This window comes from Massilia oculi (assembly GCF_003143515.1).
In the GTDB taxonomy this organism is placed as follows: Bacteria; Pseudomonadota; Gammaproteobacteria; order Burkholderiales; family Burkholderiaceae_D; genus Telluria; species Telluria oculi.
In genome coordinates, this window is the sequence record NZ_CP029343.1 from 5817237 (window position 1) to 5836746 (window position 19510).

15 protein-coding genes and 3 pseudogenes are annotated in these 19510 nt (G+C 55.4%); 5 read left to right on the forward strand and 13 right to left on the reverse strand.

All coding sequences use genetic code 11. The features are described from left to right. The first annotated feature begins 37 nt into the window (after positions 1 to 37). From DIR46_RS26010 to DIR46_RS26020, 3 genes are all read left to right on the forward strand, one after another. Complete coding sequence (locus tag DIR46_RS26010) at positions 38 to 229, forward strand: hypothetical protein (RefSeq protein WP_109347823.1); 192 nt, start codon at positions 38 to 40, stop codon at positions 227 to 229. Positions 230 to 511: 282 nt separating this feature from the next. Beyond that, on the forward strand, positions 512 to 1369 hold the full coding sequence (locus DIR46_RS26015; RefSeq protein WP_109347824.1) for a protein phosphatase 2C domain-containing protein: 858 nt from the start codon (positions 512 to 514) through the stop codon (positions 1367 to 1369). 45 nt (positions 1370 to 1414) lie between these two features. Continuing rightward, entirely contained in the window at positions 1415 to 2518 is a 1104-nt protein-coding gene (locus DIR46_RS26020) for a hypothetical protein (RefSeq protein ID WP_109347825.1), read from the forward strand. A 450-nt stretch (positions 2519 to 2968) separates the two neighbouring features. Here the strand turns inward: DIR46_RS26020 and DIR46_RS26025 are convergent, their stop codons facing one another. After that, complete coding sequence (locus DIR46_RS26025) at positions 2969 to 4042, reverse strand: DNA-binding protein (protein ID WP_162819649.1); 1074 nt, start codon at positions 4040 to 4042, stop codon at positions 2969 to 2971. A gap of 140 nt (positions 4043 to 4182) precedes the next feature. Between DIR46_RS26025 and DIR46_RS26030 the strand changes: the two genes are divergently transcribed. After that, positions 4183 to 4980: a cation transporter gene (locus tag DIR46_RS26030; RefSeq protein ID WP_205289046.1), complete on the forward strand. Its 798-nt coding sequence runs from the start codon at positions 4183 to 4185 to the stop codon at positions 4978 to 4980. A 34-nt stretch (positions 4981 to 5014) separates the two neighbouring features. Here DIR46_RS26030 and DIR46_RS27540 read toward each other — a convergent pair. Both DIR46_RS27540 and DIR46_RS28110 read right to left on the reverse strand, forming a co-directional pair. Then, positions 5015 to 5855: pseudogene (locus DIR46_RS27540) on the reverse strand (IS3 family transposase); the annotation flags it as partial. A 170-nt stretch (positions 5856 to 6025) separates the two neighbouring features. Further along, on the reverse strand, positions 6026 to 6250 hold the full coding sequence (locus DIR46_RS28110) for a four-helix bundle copper-binding protein (RefSeq protein ID WP_502561181.1): 225 nt from the start codon (positions 6248 to 6250) through the stop codon (positions 6026 to 6028). Positions 6251 to 6432: 182 nt separating this feature from the next. Between DIR46_RS28110 and DIR46_RS26045 the strand changes: the two are divergent. Next, a pseudogene (locus DIR46_RS26045) lies at positions 6433 to 7411 on the forward strand (IS481 family transposase). A 4-nt stretch (positions 7412 to 7415) separates the two neighbouring features. On the opposite strand, the gene DIR46_RS26050 reads toward DIR46_RS26045, so the two are convergent. The 10 genes and pseudogenes from DIR46_RS26050 to DIR46_RS26885 form a co-directional block, all read right to left on the reverse strand. Continuing rightward, complete coding sequence (locus DIR46_RS26050; RefSeq protein ID WP_109347829.1) at positions 7416 to 9062, reverse strand: phosphoethanolamine transferase; 1647 nt, start codon at positions 9060 to 9062, stop codon at positions 7416 to 7418. 157 nt (positions 9063 to 9219) lie between these two features. After that, positions 9220 to 9648, reverse strand: a complete 429-nt coding sequence (locus DIR46_RS26055; RefSeq protein ID WP_109347830.1) for a diacylglycerol kinase — start codon at positions 9646 to 9648, stop codon at positions 9220 to 9222. Between the two features lie 317 nt (positions 9649 to 9965). Beyond that, positions 9966 to 10310, reverse strand: coding sequence for a flagellar hook-basal body complex protein FliE (gene fliE / locus DIR46_RS26060; RefSeq protein ID WP_109347831.1), 345 nt, complete (start codon positions 10308 to 10310; stop codon positions 9966 to 9968). A gap of 567 nt (positions 10311 to 10877) precedes the next feature. Beyond that, positions 10878 to 11462: an SIS domain-containing protein gene (locus tag DIR46_RS26065; RefSeq protein ID WP_109347832.1), complete on the reverse strand. Its 585-nt coding sequence runs from the start codon at positions 11460 to 11462 to the stop codon at positions 10878 to 10880. Between the two features lie 16 nt (positions 11463 to 11478). Further along, positions 11479 to 12404: pseudogene (locus DIR46_RS26070) on the reverse strand (cation diffusion facilitator family transporter). 112 nt (positions 12405 to 12516) lie between these two features. Further along, positions 12517 to 13098, reverse strand: a complete 582-nt coding sequence (locus DIR46_RS26075) for a hypothetical protein (protein ID WP_109347833.1) — start codon at positions 13096 to 13098, stop codon at positions 12517 to 12519. 160 nt (positions 13099 to 13258) lie between these two features. After that, the gene (locus DIR46_RS26080; RefSeq protein WP_109347834.1) at positions 13259 to 16444 is read right to left on the reverse strand and encodes a CusA/CzcA family heavy metal efflux RND transporter; all 3186 of its coding nucleotides are present in this window, start codon (positions 16442 to 16444) and stop codon (positions 13259 to 13261) included. Between the two features lie 11 nt (positions 16445 to 16455). After that, on the reverse strand, positions 16456 to 17706 hold the full coding sequence (locus DIR46_RS26085) for an efflux RND transporter periplasmic adaptor subunit (protein ID WP_109347835.1): 1251 nt from the start codon (positions 17704 to 17706) through the stop codon (positions 16456 to 16458). Next, complete coding sequence (locus DIR46_RS26090) at positions 17703 to 19016, reverse strand: TolC family protein (protein ID WP_109347836.1); 1314 nt, start codon at positions 19014 to 19016, stop codon at positions 17703 to 17705. Before DIR46_RS26090 ends, DIR46_RS26085 begins: the two co-directional genes overlap by 4 nt. A gap of 123 nt (positions 19017 to 19139) precedes the next feature. Beyond that, positions 19140 to 19505 carry a hypothetical protein gene (locus DIR46_RS26885; protein WP_162819650.1) on the reverse strand — a complete coding sequence of 122 codons (366 nt, stop codon included), beginning with the start codon at positions 19503 to 19505 and terminating at the stop codon, positions 19140 to 19142. Between the last annotated feature and the right edge of the window lie 5 nt (positions 19506 to 19510).

The following is a 19510-nucleotide window of genomic DNA, read 5'->3' on the forward strand; positions in this document are numbered from 1 at the left end:
AGAGATCGCGGGCCGGACCGCGGACGGGCACGCCCTCGTGCTCTGCAGCGGTGTCGTCGACGACTTCGGCCCTCCGGACAGCATCCTGGGCGACCTGGACGAACGCGGCGAACTGCTGGAATCGTACCTGGCGGAAGGAGAGGGCGATCGCACCGCGGTGTACAGGAGTGGCGCGCTGAGCGACCTGCCGCGCTACGGTGGCCGACAGTTCTACGGCAACGCGAGCTGATCGACCTGAATACGCTCATCGATCGCGAGGCCAACCTGGTGCTGCAGTCCGCCGACGGTGGCAACAGCCCAGGGCGGATACTTGCGCACAGCAGGAGTCCACAAGTATAAACAGGGTAATGTTCAGGTCTTGCTCGGATGGCGAAAGCGATGACATCAGGCACATCTTTAACTCGACATTAGCATATATATTGTCGATTTAAGTGCGGGATCACGGTCCAGCGCTTGTCTTCCGGTTTCGGCCCGGGTAGAGTCCTCAGCACAGGATAACCCGGCCCATCCAATGACGATCGCCCACATCTCAGCAGGAGCAGTTGCACATCGTAACGACGACCATGTGGCCGTCTTCACCCATGCAGGCGCCACCGACATCCTGGTGATCGACGGCGGAACGTCGGTGGCGGACCACGATTACCTTGATCCCGTCCAGGGCGACGTCGCTTGGTTCGTCCACGCGTTTACCGAGGCACTGGAGCAGGAATTACGGCCGAGACGCAACCAGCAGGAATGCGTGCATGCCGCGGTCGACCGTGTCCGTGCCAGGTTCGACGACATGAAGAATCAAGCTGCGATGCCGTTGCACGCGTGGCCGATCGCGGCCATGACCTGGATGCGGATCAGCGAAAAGGATGGCGCGCAATGTGTGACGCTGTACGGCTTGGGCGATTGCAAGAGCCTGCTGCGCACGCAAACTGGCGCCTGCATCGACCTCGATCCGTTTGTGAATCCGCAAGACGCCGTGCTGCAGACCGAGATCGCGAAGCTGCGCGCTGAAGGTCTGAGCGATCCGGAACAACGGCGTGAACGCATGCTGCCGATGCTGCGTGCCCGGCGTGAGTTCCAGAATTCCCAGCCCGCGCTGGCGGTGTTGTGCCTGCATCCGAACGGCATTTTCGACGCGCGCATCCGGAGCTTCGACCTGGAACCCGGAGCAAGCCTGCTCATCATGACTGACGGATTTTATCGGCTGGTCGATCCGTATGACCGCTACACTGATCCTGGATTGGCGGATGCGTGTTGTCAGCGGGGATTACCAGCGATGCTGGATGAGCTGCGGACGTATGAGGCTGTGGTTGGCGGCACTGGAACTCGCGCCGTGAAAGCCGCGGACGATGCGACGGCGGCGATCTGGAGTAATTGATTCTCCTGGCCGATTGTCCGGCCGTTCTCGTGAAGGAAATTTGTAATGACGTTAATCGTAGCTGGCCGTCTGATCCAAAAACATGCCGATCTGTCGGAGCTTGCTCGGCTGAGCCTGATGTTCATCGATGGCGCGACCGAATGGATTACCTGGGCCATTTCGAGCCCTATGTCGCGCTACGATCTGCCTGATGAAGTTGCGCTCGTGGCCGCCGTCCAGCAGGGGTTGCACGCCTCGCCACTAACACTGTTGCCGAGGCTCGGCATCTGGATCAGTCCGGTAAAGCTGATGTCGCTCGGGGCCGATCACCTGCGTACGCTGGGAAGAGCCGAGACCGACGACGCGAGCGACGTGGTGAAGGAAAAGTTGCAGAGTATGCTGGCCGAGCTCAACATCGTGCCAGCAGAGAAGCTGCGCGGCGTCACGACGTTCCTGCAAAAACTGGGCGTCGAATCAGCCCCCCTGTTTCTGGTGCGTGAATTCAATGACCTTCTGGCCCTGGTCGAGCTGGAGGGCCTGCGCTTTGGCCAACCTGGCCCACGTCAGGAGGCATTGTGCCGGGAGGCTGCTAGCTGGGCAGTGGAGCAGGCGCGCACGGTGCCTGAATTCTGCGACTACTACCAGGTGTATCTCGCGCACGCCAGCAATATGCTGGCGCTCGAGGCCTCCGCCGACACACGCAAGGCGCTGGCCGACCGCGTTCTCGAGAAGCTCCTGCCGCTGGCATTCGGCACGATCGACGGCCCTCAGCTACGAGATCGCCTTGCATCGCCGGGCGAAGTCGAGCGTGCGCTGCATGCGTGGCTTGCGCAGGGAAAGATGCTGGGTTTCGGGCGCCCGTCGCAAGTGGTGCTGCAATTCGTCACGCACGCAGGCTATACCGATGGAACGGGTGACGACGCGCGCATCCTGCTCGAACGCTACCTGGCACGGGCCCAGACCTTCCTCGCCAGCAGGAGCAGCTGGAAAAGCCATCTGGAGCAGGACGGCGCGACCACCATATTCACTCTCACCTCTGGCGTGGCCGGATCGTCAGCCGATGACTGTGTGGCGCAGCTCCAGGTCAGCCGTGACGGCGTACTGTCGCTGCGCCGGTTTGGCACGTACGTCAATGTCAATGGAGTGGGCACCTTGCGAGGCATGACGTAGGCGTTCTATCGCACGAGTGACGCGGTGCGTTGCGCCTCATGGTCAGGAACGAATGTGTGCAAAATCTGGGAACACTATCTCGCACGCTGACAGTTCCTGGCCGATAGGCTACGGGCGACGCGGATGCTATTTGACATAATATAGATTATGCGAACAGACGGTAGTTTACGTGCTGTTGCGTGTTTTCGCTAGTGCAGAGCGCTCGTACCTAAAACTCCGTACTCGGGGCACCTTAATCTACCGACTCGGCGTCAAAGCCCCGTTTTCCCCGTCGAGTCTATATGTTTAGGTAAATCTTCATGGCCTACTCATCACGTCAATAGCTTTAGGTACAACGGAAGTATTTATGGATACGGAATCGCGTCGGATGTTCAGTGATGACAGACGAGACAACTGGCTGCAGCTCGCGGATCGGCGTGTGGGACTCGGGCCGCTGGCGTCAGGCCTGGCCTATTTGTCTGGCTTGCTTCGTGAGGGTCGCCGCTGACGACGCGCTGCCCGTGCCAAACCCAACTCCTCGCTGGCCGATTCCGATTTCGGCGCTGTTCGCTCAAGCCGTCCGCGAAGCTCAGTCACCCTGGCGCGCTCGGCGGCAAGCTGGCTACCCAGCTCCGCACTCTGGTGCGCGCTTTCCGCAGCCTGGCGGGCGGCTCGGTCGCGTTCGTCGGCCAGTAGTTCGGTCTTTGCTATATAGCCGCCGAGCTCTTGACTTTGCCTCGCAAGCTGGAACTGGGCCGTTTGAACCTGGCCCTGTATCCCTTCAATTCGGCAGGCGGACGCCTTGCGTTCTGCATCGAGCTGCTTCTGTAACCTAGACGTCGTCGTTCGCTCACGGTCCAGGTCAAGCAGTGTACGTTTTTCCAAGTCGGTGTAGCGTCTTTCGGCTTGGACAACGCGCCCCGTTATTTTGTCGATCTCGGTCACGTGTGCTGCGGACATTGAATCGATGAGGCCTTGCAGCCGTTCGATTTCTGCCAGCGATTCGACAAGCCGCTTCCCCGTCTCCCGCTCGACTGCTGCCCTCGCGCCTAGTTCTTCTCGCTGTTGCGCAACTGTCGCCTCAGCCGATGCAATCTGGGCGCGAGCGTTCTCGAACTGTGATAACAGTTGGGCGAATTGGTTTTCCAGTGTCGCCTTCTCGGCCAGTGCCGCTTCGCGCTCGACGACCACGCTCTGCTGCAAGGCTGCGATTGATTCGTCAGCCGCCTGGCGGGCCAACGACCAGATTTCCCCGACCAGTTGGCCGGCTGAATGCTTGACCTGGTCCGGCAAGTCCGCGTGCTGCAGGTCCACCCTGGCCCGTTCCCTGAGATCGCTCCAGAACCGCCTTAGTGCTTCGTTAGGCACAGACATGCTTCCCTTGCGGACGAACTGGTAGAGCGCATTCGTGGTCGGCGTTAGGCCGTATCTGAAAAACATGATGCTGCAGGCTTCCCGATACAGATCCGAGGTTCGCGGAAAGCGTTCACGAAGAGCGTCGATGTCGGCCTGCACGGCAACCGCTATCTGGGAATTGTCGGGCATGAAGGCCTCCATAGGTGTCGAGTAATACTACGTAAACCATATCTATTCTGTCGCCCTCTTCCGTAATTCTGACATTATTACCATTATGTCGAGTACTCTCGTCGTGGCCGCGGCACTCGTTAGCCCGCCCCAGAATTTCGTTGGGCAAAATCGACGACATCGATCATTTCGCCTTCGACCTCAATACCCGAACCGTCATAGTGCTCCACCATGGGAGCGCAGATGTCCTTCTCGACGTTCTTCAACCTTTGCGACTGGGCGTGGAGCTTCGCAGCTCACGTCCGGCTGAGCCACGCTCTACCGTACAACGCACGATCAGCACGCTCGCAATACCGAAAATGGACTGCCCGTCTGAGGAAAACATGATCCGCATGGCGGTAGCAGATGTCGACGGCATTCATTCGCTCAACTTCGATCTCTCGGCAAGGCAGCTCCACGTAGCACACTCGGGAAACATCGATCCTATATTGTCGAAGCTGACACGCTTAGACTTGGGCGCCCACCTGCTTGGTTCCCGACCAGACATGTCCCAATCGACTAGAGGCTCCGATAAAGCGGGAGACGCGTCAGAGGCGAAAACGTTACTGCTGCTGCCTATAAATGCTGTAATGTTCGTGGTCGAACTCGGATGGGGGTTAATTGCAGAATCCGCAGGATTAGTAGCCGATTCGCTCGACATGTTCGCCGACGCAGCCGTCTATGGCTTAGCGTTATACGCGGTTGGGCGCGCGGCTGCGCTAAAAACTCATTCGGCCCATGTGGCTGGGTGGCTTCAGCTTGTCCTCGCACTAGGTGCGCTGAGTGAAATGGGTCGACGCGTCTCCTTTCGCAGCGATCCCGAATCTGCTTTGATGATGAGCGTTGGAGCAGTAGCTCTCATTACGAACGCTGCCTGTCTAATTTTGATCACCAAGAAACGTAATCGGGGGGGGGGGTAATCCCCCCATTTTTAGAGCACGCTAAAAGTAGACGTTAAGCGGCAAGTGCAAGTTTTTGTTCGGGCGTGATACCGCCGAGGGCCACGTTCGGCCGGTCATGATTGTAGGTCCACAACCAACGTGTGGAAAATTCCTGGATTTCGTCGAGCGTCTCGACAGGTGATGCGCCAACCGATCGTACCGAACTGTCCTGTTATAACGCTCCGCATAAGCATTTTGCTGGGGCTGGCCGGGTTGGATGAAATCGATGCGGATTCCTCGTCTGGCAGCCCAAGCCATGGTCACGGCGATAAAGTATTCCGGACCGTTGTCACAGCGGATTGCATTCGGTCGCCGCGCCATTCGATAATCCGATCCAGTGACCTGATGACACGTTCAGATGGCAGCGAGAAGTCGACCTCGATTCCCAAGCCTTTCCGATTGAAGCCATCCATCACGTTGGACAGGCGGATGCGGCGCCCGTCGGAGAGCTGATCATGCATGAAGTCCATCGACCAGCTTCGGTTGATGGCGACCTGCACTGCCAAAGGCAGAGGTTTCTCGCGCACGAGACGATGGCGTGGCTTGATCCGCAAGTTCAGTTCAAGCTCGCGATAAATCCTGTAAACTCGTTTATGGTCCATTTAAAGCCATTTACGTTACGCGGATACAAGAAGCACAGCCCGAAGCCCCAATTGCGCTGGTTGTTCGTCAGCCATATCAACCAGTCGGCAATGAAGTCGTTTTCTGCATCCAGCTTGGCCTTGTACCTGTGGTACGCCTGACCGATGCCGAATGCTTGGCCAACTCGACCGTGGCTACCGCTCCGTTACGGCCCGCTGCGCCAGCTCCCGCCGCTGAGATAGCACTCCCACTTTTTTGCACAGGCCTGAGCGACAATTGGAACCGCATCGTCAGCGATGCTTCCTTTCGCATCAGCACGAAAGGGAGTAGCCAATCGGTTGTACTTGCCGCGCGGGCGTCAAATTATAAGCAGTACAGGTCATCGACTACTGGACGGCGCGGTCCGTAGCTTGAGCTATCTTCTACGCCAGCATGTACCACCTTAGATATGGCGCTCACGGGCATGTTTGTCAAATGCAACTGCACAAGCTTCACATGCCGCTTTACATGCGGCGCAATGAGCATGTTTGTCGGCATGTGTTGCACACGCCGCCACACATGCCCTGCAAATGTGTGCACAGAGGGTACAGAAGTCACCGTGATGCTCGGACCCACGAGCCAAAGCATTCATGGTTGCGCTACAAATATCGGCGCAATCGAGATTGATTCATGCGCAATTGGCTTCACCATCTTCGCGAATGTCAGCCGCAGCACACGCCTGAGCTGCATGGATGGCTTCTTTACATGTCTAGACTCGTGGGATCATGTACCCATCCGTAGCTGGCCACTCTTCAAGGCCAGACACGTTTTGCGTACACTGCACCTACCTGACTTTTCACCGATATTCCGATGACACAAGCGCTACACAGCCAAGCCCGTACTACACACCTGATCCGGGAAGAGATCAAGAATTCCACGTTGCCCCAGGCAGAGTTGGCCAGGATCTACAACGTCACTCGTCAGACCATCCGGAAATGGCAGGATCGTGACAGCCCGGCCGACGGCTCACTGCCCTAAGACGCTCAACACGACGCTCACGCCCGAGCAAGAGTTGATCGTGGTGGAGCTGCGCATAACATTGCTGCTGCCTACTGACGACCTGCTGTCAGTCACACGCGAGTTCATCAATCCAGCCGTCTCTCGCGCTGGCCTGGGACGCTGCCTTCGCCGCCATGGTGTGTCTGACTTGCGCGATTTGGTCAAGCAGGACGATGGCGTGCCGGCGACGAAGAAAACCTTCAAGGACTACGAGCCCGGCTTCATCCACATCGATATCAAGTACCTGCCGCAGATGCCGGACGAATCCTCCCGGCGTTACCTGTTCGTGGCCATCGACCGCGCCACGCGCTGGGTCTTCATCAACATCTACGCCGACCAGAGCGAGAACAGTAGTGCCGATTTTCTGGCCAAGGCGCGTGCTGCCTGCCCCGTCAAGATCGTTAAACTACTCACCGATAACGGCAGCCAGTTCACCGAGCGATTTACTGCCAAAGGCAAGAACAGGGAGCCGAGTGGGCGCCACTTATTCGACCGTCTGTGCAAACAATTCGATATCGAGCATCGCCTGATTCCACCGCGCCATCCACAGACTAATGGCATGGTCGAGCGCTTCAATGGGCGTATCAGCGACATCGTCAATCAGACACGGTTCGGATCGGCAGCAGAGCTCGAATCGACGCTGCGCAATTACGTCAAGATCTACAACCACAACATTCCGCAGCGCGCCTTGAAGCATCAGACGCCCATTCAGGCGCTCAAACAATGGCATGCAGCGCGCCCTGAATTATTCACTAAGCGCGTATATAACCAAGCGGGTCTTGACAATTAGGCAATCATTGATTGATTTTACGAACACAGGGATTGAAGATATCTAGCGCCGGATTAATGGTGGCACTATTGATGTCTAACATGCCTAACACAGAATGAAAAAAATTGTCGTGAGTGAATTCCTGCTGACGACGCGCGTTGAGACATTGCTGATCTATGCGAAAGCGGCTGCTGAAGGCGGAAGACATCCACATCACCATTGGCACATGAGTTTGCTCACGCGGTGCGATCAGATAAGGTGCGCCATGCAAGTACATATTTCGTTCACCTAAAGATTCTCCGTGATCGGACACGTATAGCATGGCAGTATCTGCAACGCCAACGTTAGCCGCCGCTTCAAGTTGAGCGATCGTTCGGCTGAGGATGTAGTCTGTGTATAGAATGGTATTGTCATAGGCAGCTACGATCTCTTCTCGAGTGCATTGCTGGAAATCGGTCGTCGTGCAGGCAGGACCAAATTTCGCGAAACGCTCAGGATACCGCAGCGAATAAGCCGGTCCGTGACTACCTTTCTGATGCAGGACCAGCACCGTGTCGTTAGTGGTCTTACCAATAATGTCAGGGAAGTCTACGAGCAGGCGCTCATCGTAACACTCATCTGTTGAACAATGTACCGCTCCCGGTTCTGGAATTGACAGATCCTGATACTCAACCCTGTCACATACGCCTTTGCATCCTGAATTATTACTGCGCCATATGACTCTCAACCCAGCATGCGACAAGACATCCAGCAGTCCTTCTTGCCCGCGGGCCTTTAGCGCGTCATAATTGGTGCGCCCCATCGTGGAAAATAAACATGGCAGGGAGACGGCGGTCGCCGTGCCGCAGGATTGGACATTAGTAAAATTAATCAGTCCTTTCTGGCGCGACAGTAGCGGATTAGTGTCATTAGCGTAACCATTCAACGAGAAGCTTGAGGCCCGGGCGGTTTCTCCCACTACGATCACTAAAATTACTGGCTTTCGCCCTTCGATCCACGTTCGCCCTTTAATTGCATCCCGTCCGAGCGCCTTCACTACGGTGGGCGTGCGCAACCGAATGCTAGCATAGGCTTGAGTCGCCTGAATGAGGTTCATTGGAGTCAGCCTATACCGCAGTTCATGGTATTGGCGGAAAGTAGGGGCCAAGGTCTTGAACGTTAATACTAACAATATGATGGCGACGCAGATCACACCAGTAAATAAGATGGCACGCTTCGTCATCCCACCAATGCCGCGAGGATAAATAATCTTTGTGCCGGCTAGGCAAATTGAAGGAATAATACCTAGAAATGTAACGTAGACGAACATCTTCCAATTTAACAACTCTGCTGCCTCATTGAAATCGGTCTCAAATACATTCTGGATCATTGTTTTATCTATAGCAATACCATATTGGTGTATAAAATAATTAATGCCAGAAGAAATAACGATGGCCGTGATAACAACCGGCTTGAAAATCTGACTAAAACTAAATAAAGTTAGAATTCCTATAAAAAATAGCGCCAGAATAGCGAGCATTCCCAGTAGTAGCGGAACGCGAGCAAAATCGATGCCATCGATGTATTCGATATAACCTACCCAAAACCCCGAGTTCGAAAATATCGACAAATACAAAGCAACGATTACAATTGCCGAAAAAACACTAAGACGCTTCTGGAAGATCTTCGTCATTTGATTACCCTTAATGAATCATTGCCTACGAGGCAAAATAATTCACACAGAGTAAATTTTTAACCGTATCACCAAAGTTAGAATAATGTTAAATTTCCGATAAATTGAGAATAAAAAATGATGAAGGCATCAAATATTTCATTCTTGTTAGGCGTTTTCACACTAAGTTGTAACCGCATAACAATAATTTTGATAGCAAGAGTGGAGCAAACAAGATCGCCCAAGTCAGTGCAGCTAGCAATATCGTAATGAACACGGCTGCGCTGCCAAGATCCTTCGCTCGCCCTGATAGAATATGATAGTCGAGCGATACTCTGTCGACCACAGCCTCTACAGCAGAGTTGAGCAACTCCACTATCAGAACAAGCAGCAAGACACTTGTCAGCGCAAATTTTTCGATTGTTGAAACTGGCGCACATATAGCGATCACTATTCCCGGGCAAACTATCAACATCTCCTGACGGAAAGCATGCTCATTTCGCCACGCGGAGCGAAGTCCTTTTATTGAGTAGCCAAATGCAGCTGTCACCCGTTTAGCGCCACCGTCGCTTTTATATTGGCTTAAATAATTTTCGTCGAGTTTCATAAATATTTAGTTTAAATTTCTATCACTTTTTATTTACACGATTATATAACATTACAAGCTTACGATATCGCTACGAGTTCCTAATCCACTTAATCTCCAAATGCTCTCATAAAACCTGTAAATTCAGAGTTAAAACAAACGAAAGAAAACGTTAAAAATATGAAATTAGTACAAAACCCGTAGAGGGCGGACCGGTCGTCGCAGCACAACCAACATGGGGAAATCATTTGGCACCGGGATGTAATCCGATCAATTTTGTGGGCTGAAGAATGCGCAAGTAGTCGACTATTTTGGAGAGTTTCTATGTTCCAGTATTTTTAGGCACTCAGCGTGTGATGCTGAATCAATCCAATCGCTGAGACTTGCATATTCAAGCGATCGGTATAGGCAGTCACTATCTTATTTCGCACCTGAAGCGTCTCCTGAAAGACAATACTCGATTTTTGCATCGCTATTATGATGTCCGCTAAGCTGATCGAGTTGTCATCTGGTGTAAAAAGCCGCCCTAGCACCCGCACCTCTACAGAATGGTCGCTTGCTGCCAGAAATGTCTTTTTCAAAGTCTGCGCGACTTCACTCTTGACTGCTGGCTTGCTGCCGAGCGCAGCTACAGAATTTACGATTTCTTGCGATAATACTGGCTTACTCGGCCCCGCCTCCATTTGCTCCCAGACAGCCTGAATTTGCTTCCGCCTAGACTATCAATACGGCTAATCGTCATAGGCACGCCACGTTTTAAAAAAGCCTTTACCCTTAGAGAGGATATGAGCTTGCTTTCGAAATTTTGGATATTCTAATGGTTATCTTGCTAAGCGTTCGTTAAATTCATGTCAAACTCGCGCGTCGCGCACCGTGGGACAATTTCAAGCACTTCGTTCACATGTTTTTAAATTGGGTGAAACCCGACGACCCAAGTATCATTCTGTAGGAGGTTTGGCTAAGGAACAAGATTAACGTTGGAATGGAAGAGCGATCCTCAGCTCTTTTGATATTTAATCAAACCGAAGTTTGGCTTCCTAGCGGTTAAGCCTGCGATTGGCGTAAAATGCGCTCTCCCCTTGCGCTGAATGCCCATTTTTAGCTACAGTCTTAGTTGCTTTCAGGTAATCGATAGACAAGGTCATAATTAAGTTGATATGTCTGTGAATGAAATGCTTTATTACAAAAAAATCGAAGGAAAAACCCCAGATCAATCCCGACATACTAGCTCTTCTGCTAGGAAAACTACGTTAATAGTTTGCTGGATAAAGCTCTCGTTCGATCAGCTCGATCAAAATATGAATAATCTTGATGTGCATTTCCTGAACCCGATCAGCAAACGCCCTAGAAGGACAACTGATACAGACGTCACATAGGTCCTCCAGGGGCGAACCAGCCGCCCCAGTCAACGCGATGACCTGCATGCCGAGTTTACGAGCCATCTGCGCTGCTAATAGAATCGACGGACTTTTCCCGCTAGTGCTGATCGCAAGCAGGACATCGCCGCGACGGCCGTGGGATTCGATGTACCGGCTGAACACATGTTCGTACCCGTAGTCGTTCGCTACGCACGTGATGTGAGTGGGGTCGCTGATTGCAGTTGCGGCAATTCCCGGGCGGTCGCGCCGGAACCGCCCTGTCAGCTCTTCCGCGAAATGCATTGCGTCGCACATTGATCCGCCATTACCGCACGAAAAAGCCCTGCCGGTGCTACGAAAAGCGGTCACTAAGAGATGAACCGCGTCAGCAACACTCTGGAGCTTGCTTTGATCATTTACAAACTGATCAAGCACCTGCTGCGCTTCGGTCAAGCCATTTTTGATATGTCCAATCATATAATTTCCTATACAGTCAATGACTTGTGCGTGACTCGAAACTGTGTGTTCCTGTCGCCTGTTCACATGGTGTATGCTCAACCTGGACGGTTGAATGGTTAATGTCGAATTTGTCCTCAAGAGCGCGACGTACCCTGGCCAACAGGGTACCGTCGTCAGCTTGGTCGGGATCGCGTACAACGTGCACCGTCAAGCTCACCTTGCCGCTCGTGATGGCCCACACGTGCAGGTCGTGGATGGTAGCGACGCCCGGGACGGCCAAAATGGTTTTCTCCACGTCAGCAAGGACGATTTCCTCAGGCACGCCCTCAAGCAATACATTCAAGCTTGCTTTTAATAGCACCCAAGTACGTGGCAGTACCCATAGGCCAATTACCACTGCAATCACAGAATCGATCCAAGCATCCCCGGTCCAGCGAATTACAAGCGCTCCGATGATCACACCGATCGATCCCAGCATGTCACTCCACACCTCAAGATAAGCGCCTTTCACATTCAGGCTCGAGTCCTTGCCGGCTGCAAGGAGCCGCATGCTAACCAAGTTGATGACCAGGCCAAGTACTGCCACGATCAACATGGCCCGGAGGCGATTTCGGGAGGATCCTGCAGACGCTTCCACGCTTCCAACAAGATGTACATGGCAACCATGAACAGCAGGATTGCGTTCATGGCAGCCGCCAGGATTTCAAAACGGTAGTAGCCAAAGCTGCGCTGCTTATCGGCCGGCCGGCGACCGATTTGAATCGCCGCCAACGATATCGCCAGTGCAGCGGCATCCGTGAACATGTGCGCGGCGTCAGAGATTAACGCCAAGCTATTGGTCATGATACCAGCGATGAGCTCAGCGACCAGGAACGTTGACGTCAGGCCAAGCGCGATCCACAAGGGACGCGTGTTTTGCGCGGGTGAAATGGCTTGGGAGTGTGAATGACTCGAACCCATAGTGTCTCCTCTATTCGTTATATCGTTAGTTTCAAGATCGAGGCCGGCGTCGGGCCTCGACAGTCCGGCATCAATACGATCCGATCAAAATCTGTGCATGCCGAGCTGTTCTCTAATCGAACAACCGACTCAGTTGCACTACCTGCGGTGCCAGCACAGCCAACACCATTATCACCATCAGGCCAATACCTACGATGCCGTCGGCATTTTGGAATCCTGCTGCAATCGCCGCGGCAATGAGCAACGGGGCCGCAAATGGAAGTGCTACGGTAGTGGCCCCGGCCAAGGCGATCGCACCCTTGTGTCCGGTGCGATACCAGTGATAAAGCCCACGTATAAGACCGACCACAAATGCGCATGATGCGCCCGGCAACAACTCACGTGGCGCCAGGTTTGGCGCGTGATTCAAGGCATGCACTGCGCTGCCAGCAAGAAATGGGGTGAGTGACAGCAGGACGCTGGCAACAACAAGGCGCAGTGTAGCGCTTTGCCCTAGCCCGCCCCTTTTGTGCCCGTCCTCTTCAAAATTCCCGCCGTACAGCATTACAACGGCAAGCTGATACGACGCGCCTGCGGCCAAAGAGACGCTCTCCCAACAGAAAGCGCCGTACGTAGTCCAGATGACCGCCAGAATGCTCGCTCCCAGAACTACATGCGAGACGACGGTATCGAGACCGCCGGATGTCACGCGCATAATAGAAACCTCCCAAACGCGGCAGAGCGATGCGCCCCACTTCAATCAAGTGCGACCTAACAGCGCAGAAAGCCTGTCAAGATCGACGTCGATCGTCAACCTGGCCTCTGCGGGACGGCGCGTTGACTGCACCGCCCCGGCGCATCTTCCGCGCAACCGTTCACACCGGGGTCACTACACGACTTTCACGCAAAGGGCCTTCGGGATCCTTTCGGTGTGCCATGCGATAAAGGAGCGGCAGTACCAGCAGGGTAAGTGCCGTCGAGGACAAAATGCCGCCAATCACCACCGTGGCCAGCGGACGCTGAACTTCGGCGCCAGTACCGGTGGCAATCGCCATCGGCACAAACCCGAGCGACGCCACCAGTGCCGTCATCAGTACCGGGCGCAGGCGCGTAAGTGCTCCATGCGTTATGGCTTCATCGAGCGACATGCCGTCTTCACGCAGCGACCGGATGAAGGAGATCATTACCAGCCCGTTCAGCACAGCTACCCCTGACAAGGCAATGAAGCCGATCGCTGCCGTAATAGACAGAGGAATGTCTCGCAGTGCCAACGCCGCAATGCCACCGGTCAAGGCAAAAGGAATGCCAGTAAACACCAGCAGTCCATCTTTCACGTTCCGGAACATCATGAAAAGCAGTATGAACACCAGCAACAGTGCGAGAGGCACGACGATCTGTAAGCGCTGGGTAGCCGATTGCAGTTGCTCGAACGTACCGCCCCACGTGGTCCAGTAACCAGCCGGGATGCGAACGCTCTTGGCCAGCGCCTCCTCTGCTTCCGGCACGAAGCTGCCGATATCGCGCCCGCGTACGTTGGCACTGATCACGATCCGTCGCTTGCCGTCTTCTCGGCTGATTTGGTTAGGGCCAGGCGCAATGTCGAGTGTGGCCAACTCGCCTAAAGGAATGAAGTTCGTAGCGTTCTCGCTGCCGGCGGCGCCAGGGCCCGAGCGCGCCGGCAAGGCGATCGGAAGCCGACGTAGCGCCTCAAGGTCAGTTCGCTGTACCTCCGGCAGCCGCACAACGATCGCAAAGCGGCGATCGCCTTCGAACATGGTACCGACCTCGCCGCCACCGGTTGCCGCCGAGATGGTTGCCTGAACGTCAGTGATGTTCAGGCCGTAGCGCGCTGTCTTGTCACGGTCGATATTGACCGTCAGCATCGGCAAGCCGGTAGTCTGCTCTACTTTCACCTCAGCCGCGCCGGGCACTCGCTGCAGTACTGCGGCAATCTGGGCGCCAGTCGATGCCAGCACGTCCATATCGTCCCCATACAGCTTTACAGCCACGTCGCTGCGTACTCCCGATATCAGTTCGTTAAAGCGCAGCTGGATAGGTTGCGAGAACTCATACGCGTTACCGGTATATTTTTCCGCCTCTTCCTGGATCGCTTCAACCAGCTCAGAGTGGCTGCGCTTGGGCTTCGGCCAGTCCGACTCCGGTTTGAGCATGATGTAGCCATCAGAAATATTTTGCGGCATGGGGTCAGATGCGATCTCGGCTGTCCCGGTACGAGCAAAGACACGTTCAATCTCAGGGAATCTCGCTTTCAGACCGACTTCCAGCTTCTTTTGCATGTCCACAGACTGAGTCAGGCTAGTCGCTGGAATGCGTAGAGCCTGAATCGCAATATCCCCCTCATTCAGGTTTGGAATAAATTCGCTGCCCAGGCGCGTTGCCAGAAGCCCTGAGAGCACCACGATCACGATTGAGGCGGTCAGTACGATCGGCCCATTACGCAGCACGACACGCAGCGCCGGTTCATACGCGTTGCGCGCCATCGTCATCAAACGATTTTCTTTTTCCGCCACACGTTTGCCTATGAACAAGGCCACCGCTGCAGGTACAAAAGTGATCGACAGGATCATGGCACCCAGCAGTGCAATCACGACAGCAAAAGCCATCGGATGGAACATCTTGCCCTCTACGCCGCTCAGCGCGAAGATCGGGAGGTACACCACCATGATGATCAATTGACCGAACAAGAGCGGTCGGCGCGCCTCTTTAGCGGCAGCAAACACTTCCCGAAAACGCTCCTCTAAAGTCAGCTCACGCTTGTTCTGTTCCTGCGCATGCGCCAGGCGCCGAACACAATTTTCGACGATCACGACAGCGCCGTCGATGATGATGCCGAAGTCGAGCGCGCCCAAGCTCATCAGGTTCGCACTGACGCGATAAGTAACCATCCCCGTGAATGTGAAGAGCATGGACAAAGGGATAACCATCGCAGTGATAATCGCCGCGCGAATGTTGCCCAAGAACAGGAACAAGATCACGACGACTAGAATTGCGCCCTCAAGTAAGTTCTTGCGCACTGTAGAAATTGCTTTGTCGACCAGCACAGTGCGGTCATACACAGGAACGGCTTTCACACCGGCGGGCAAGGTTTTGTTGATCTCGACCATCTTTTCAGCGACCAGTTGAGAGACCTGCCGACTGTTCTCACCGATGAGCATGAATACGGTACCGAGCACGACTTCGACACCATTGTCGGTCGCGGCGCCCGTGCGCAATTCACGACCAACAGCGACGTCGGCGACATCGCGAATACGCACCGCGACCCCATCCTCGTTCTTCAAGACGGTGTTTCGAATATCGTCGATGGTGCGTACCTGGCCGGGCGCGCGGATCAGGAGCTGCTCGCCCGATCGCTCGATGTAACCTGCGCCCGTATTGTCGTTGTTGCTCTCAACCGCTGTGGCGACATCAGCCAGAGTGACCCCATAAGAGCTGAGGCGGTTCGGATCGGGGGTGATATGGTATTCCTTGGCGTAGCCACCGATCGAATTGATTTCGGTAACGCCTGGTACCTGACGCAGTTGCGGCTTGATGATCCAGTCCTGTACTTCGCGCAGGTCCGTCGGGGTATAGGGTGTGCCGTCAGGCTTTTTTGCCCCTGCTTCGGTCTCAACCGTCCATAAGTAGATTTCGCCCAAGCCGGTAGAAATTGGCCCCATCACCGGCGTCGCACCTTCCGGCAGTCCTTCGCGCGCTTCTTGCAGTCGTTGGTTGACCAGCTGACGCGCGAAATAGATGTCAGTGCCGTCGTTGAAGATGACGGTCACCTGCGACAGCCCGTAACGCGACAGTGAGCGTGTTTGCTGTAATCCAGGCAGGCCGGCCATCACAGTCTCGACAGGATATGTAATGCGCTGCTCGACCTCGAGCGGCGAGTAGCCTGGCGCCGATGTATTGATCTGGACCTGCACATTGGTGATGTCGGGTACTGCGTCAATCGGCAGGCGCTGATAATTGTAGACGCCGATCGCCGCCATGGCGAAGACCAGGCCCATGACGAGCCAACGGCTGTCAATGGCAAAACGTATGATGCGTTCAAACATGGAATCCCCTTTTAATGGCCGTGCTCGGCGCTACCCTTGCCGAGTTCGGCCTTGAGCACGAAGCTTCCGCCGTTGACATAGCGCGTACCTGGGCGCAAGCCTTCGAGGATTTCGACTCCTTTGCCGTCGATGGTGCCGGTCACGACCGGCTGTGCGCGAAAGCCACCTTCGACAGCGACGAAGACAACCGGCTTGTCTTCGACCGTCTGTATGGCGTTGACAGGGACAGCAACTGCGGCCTGTTTGGTTCCTTGCACCAGCATGACGTCGACGAATAGCCCTGGACGCCAAGCGCCGCCTGGGTTGGCGATGACCACGCGCGCAGTTGCAGTGCGCGTCTGTGCCCCGACCAACGAACCCACGTAGCTTACTTTACCAACCGCAGTCAGGTCTGAGCCAGTGGCTGTGACGGTCGCCGATGCGCCGCTGCGCACGCTCCCCAAATCTTTTGGCGTGACAGCGATGTCTACCCAGACCCGCGACAAGTCAGTCAGTACGAACACATTGGTGTTTTCCTGCACCGCTTCGCCCAAGGTGATGTGCTTCTCCACGACGACGGCGTCAAACGGTGCACGCAATTCGTAACGGTTCAATGCGCCGCCTGCGACAGAAACTTCGAGCGCTGCCAGTTTTGAGCGAGCAGTCTGCAAGGCAAGCTCAGCTTCACGCAATGCCTGCTCCGCCTGTTGATAGTCCTGCTGGGCTGAAATGCGGTCCTGCCACAGTTTTTTCTCTCGCTCGTAGACGGTTTTTGCCATCCCAAGCCTGACCTGCGCGGCATTAGCAGCGCTTCGCAGGTCAGCCAGATCCGGGCTGGAGATCACAGCAAGCACTTGTCCCTTCTTGACTGTTTGCCCCAGCTGCGCGGGAACCGATTCGGCCACCCCGCTCAAGCGCGGCACCACATGCGCCGTCAGGTCGTCATTGACGCGAACTTCGCCGGGAAGTTTCACCATGTTATTGATCGTGGCCGGACCGGCAATTGAGGTCGTGATTCCCGCCTTCTCAGTCTGCGTGACCGACAGCTTGACCAACCCCTCGTCGTCATGCGTTTCTTCTGAGCCCTCTTCGCCGGCGGTGCGGCTTTCTTTCGCCCCTTCTGTTTTCTCGGTTTCGGCGTGACCATGGGCGTCTTCCCCTGCGCCGCCTTCGCCACCGTTCTTGTTCCAGAACAGTATTGTCATGGCCAGGACGGCGCCAATGGCCAAGATCGCGGCGATGATCGGCAGACTTTTCTTTTGGTGATTGCTTAGTGATTTCATTGCATGTGTTCCTTGAAAATAGCTGTAGCATCAGGGCCAGCTGTGGGCGCGACACGTTCAATATCCGTGGCTGCCCGATAGCGCTCCGAGAGGCTGCGCAGGTAGAGCGTGCGCGCCTGAATCAATGCGCGTTGGGTGTCAAGCACGTCGAGGAACCCAAATTTGCCGAGCTCAAAACCGATCACCGCGGCGTCGTACGCCTGTTGTGCCGCCGGCACCATTTCAGTCTTTAGGCTATCGAGTTGTAACTGCGCGACTTCGGCACGTTGGCGTGCGTCGGCGAGTTCTTCGTACAGGCGTAGGCGTTCAGCTTCCAGTTCGTCGCGCGCTTGGTCCACGCGTCTAAGGGCAGCGAGCATGTTGCCTTGGTTACGATTAAACAAGGGCAGCGGCATGGACACGCCAAATACTGCTTCACTGCTCCCGCGCTCGCGATCACGCTGAGTTCCCACCGTGACTGATAAATCCGGTATCCGTGCTGAACGTTCTATGGTCACCTGCGCGTTTTGCCGACCCACTTGCGCCTCGGCTTGTCGCAATTGCGGCGATGCACTCATGCGTTGCTCGAGTTCTGCCATCGCAGGGATGGCGGCGAACTCGACGGCCGGCATCTGCAACGGCTGTGCGACGGCATGCGAAATCCCCATCAGCGCAGCGAGCCGGCGCCGAGCTGATGCCAGGTCGGCCATCGCCTGAGTCAGTTCCATGCGCACAGCCGACTCCGCCACGCTGGACCGGGTCTGCTCGACCGGCGATATCTTACCTGCAGTGACACGACGACTTGCGGCATTTGTCCCGCGCTGGGCAATCTCTAATGCTGCTTCGGCGAGAACAATGCGCTCCTGCGCAGTCAAGGCTTCCATATAGGCCGCCATGACGTCCGCGCGCAGCGTAGCGCGTCGAACATCTAGTGACCGGGCAGCTAATAACTGCTCCTGTTCGGCGGCAGCAACACGCGCCCCACGTTTGCCGCCAAGCTCGATAGTCTGGGTGATTTGTGCTGTCTCGACTCGGGAACGACGGTCGGTCCCTTCGGTCGACAGGGACAGCTCCGGATTGGGCAGAACACCGGCCTGGAGGCGGCCGCCCTCGGCGATCCCTATTGCGTGCGATGCTGCGCGCAGACCGGGGTTATTAGCATACGCCGCGCGAATAGCTTGTTGGAGAGTCAATGGGAGCTGTACACCATTGGCAACGCCCGGCGTTATAGATTGGTCGCGCAGTATTTCCGACTGCGCTGATTGAGCGTAAAGGGGAGCCGACTGCGCAAGCAGCAAGAGCGCCCCCAGGATCATAGATCTGGATTGCATGGATAACTCCGAGGTGAAAGAATCGAAAGCTATCCGGCGACTGCGCATGCCCCGACCTGGCGCCAAAGCGCACGATCTGAAACATCGAGGATTACCTAGAAATAAAAGGAATTGCCGCCGGACTTAAATGGCGGCAGCCCACTGCGGGCGCTCAGGAGGAACCTGAGGAACTGAGGCGAATTTGACGTTAATACTGGTTGGTGCAACGCTTTCCGTAAGCAGATACTGCGTCACAGGTGCGGCCGCAGGAGCCAACACCGCATGAGCACAAGACGAACAATGCGAGTGCTGAGCAACCTTCTTGGTCGAGGCAGGCTTGCCATCATTGGCAGCTTCCGCGACCTGATCGTGGACATCGGCCTTGTGTTGGTGATGTCCGAGGTGCTGCGCCGCGCGCCCAGTCTCATGCATGCAATAGGCGCTGATCGCACTCCAGGTGAACTGGAATGCGAGCATCATCAGCAAGCAGGTGAGAAATCGGCGGGTCATGGGGA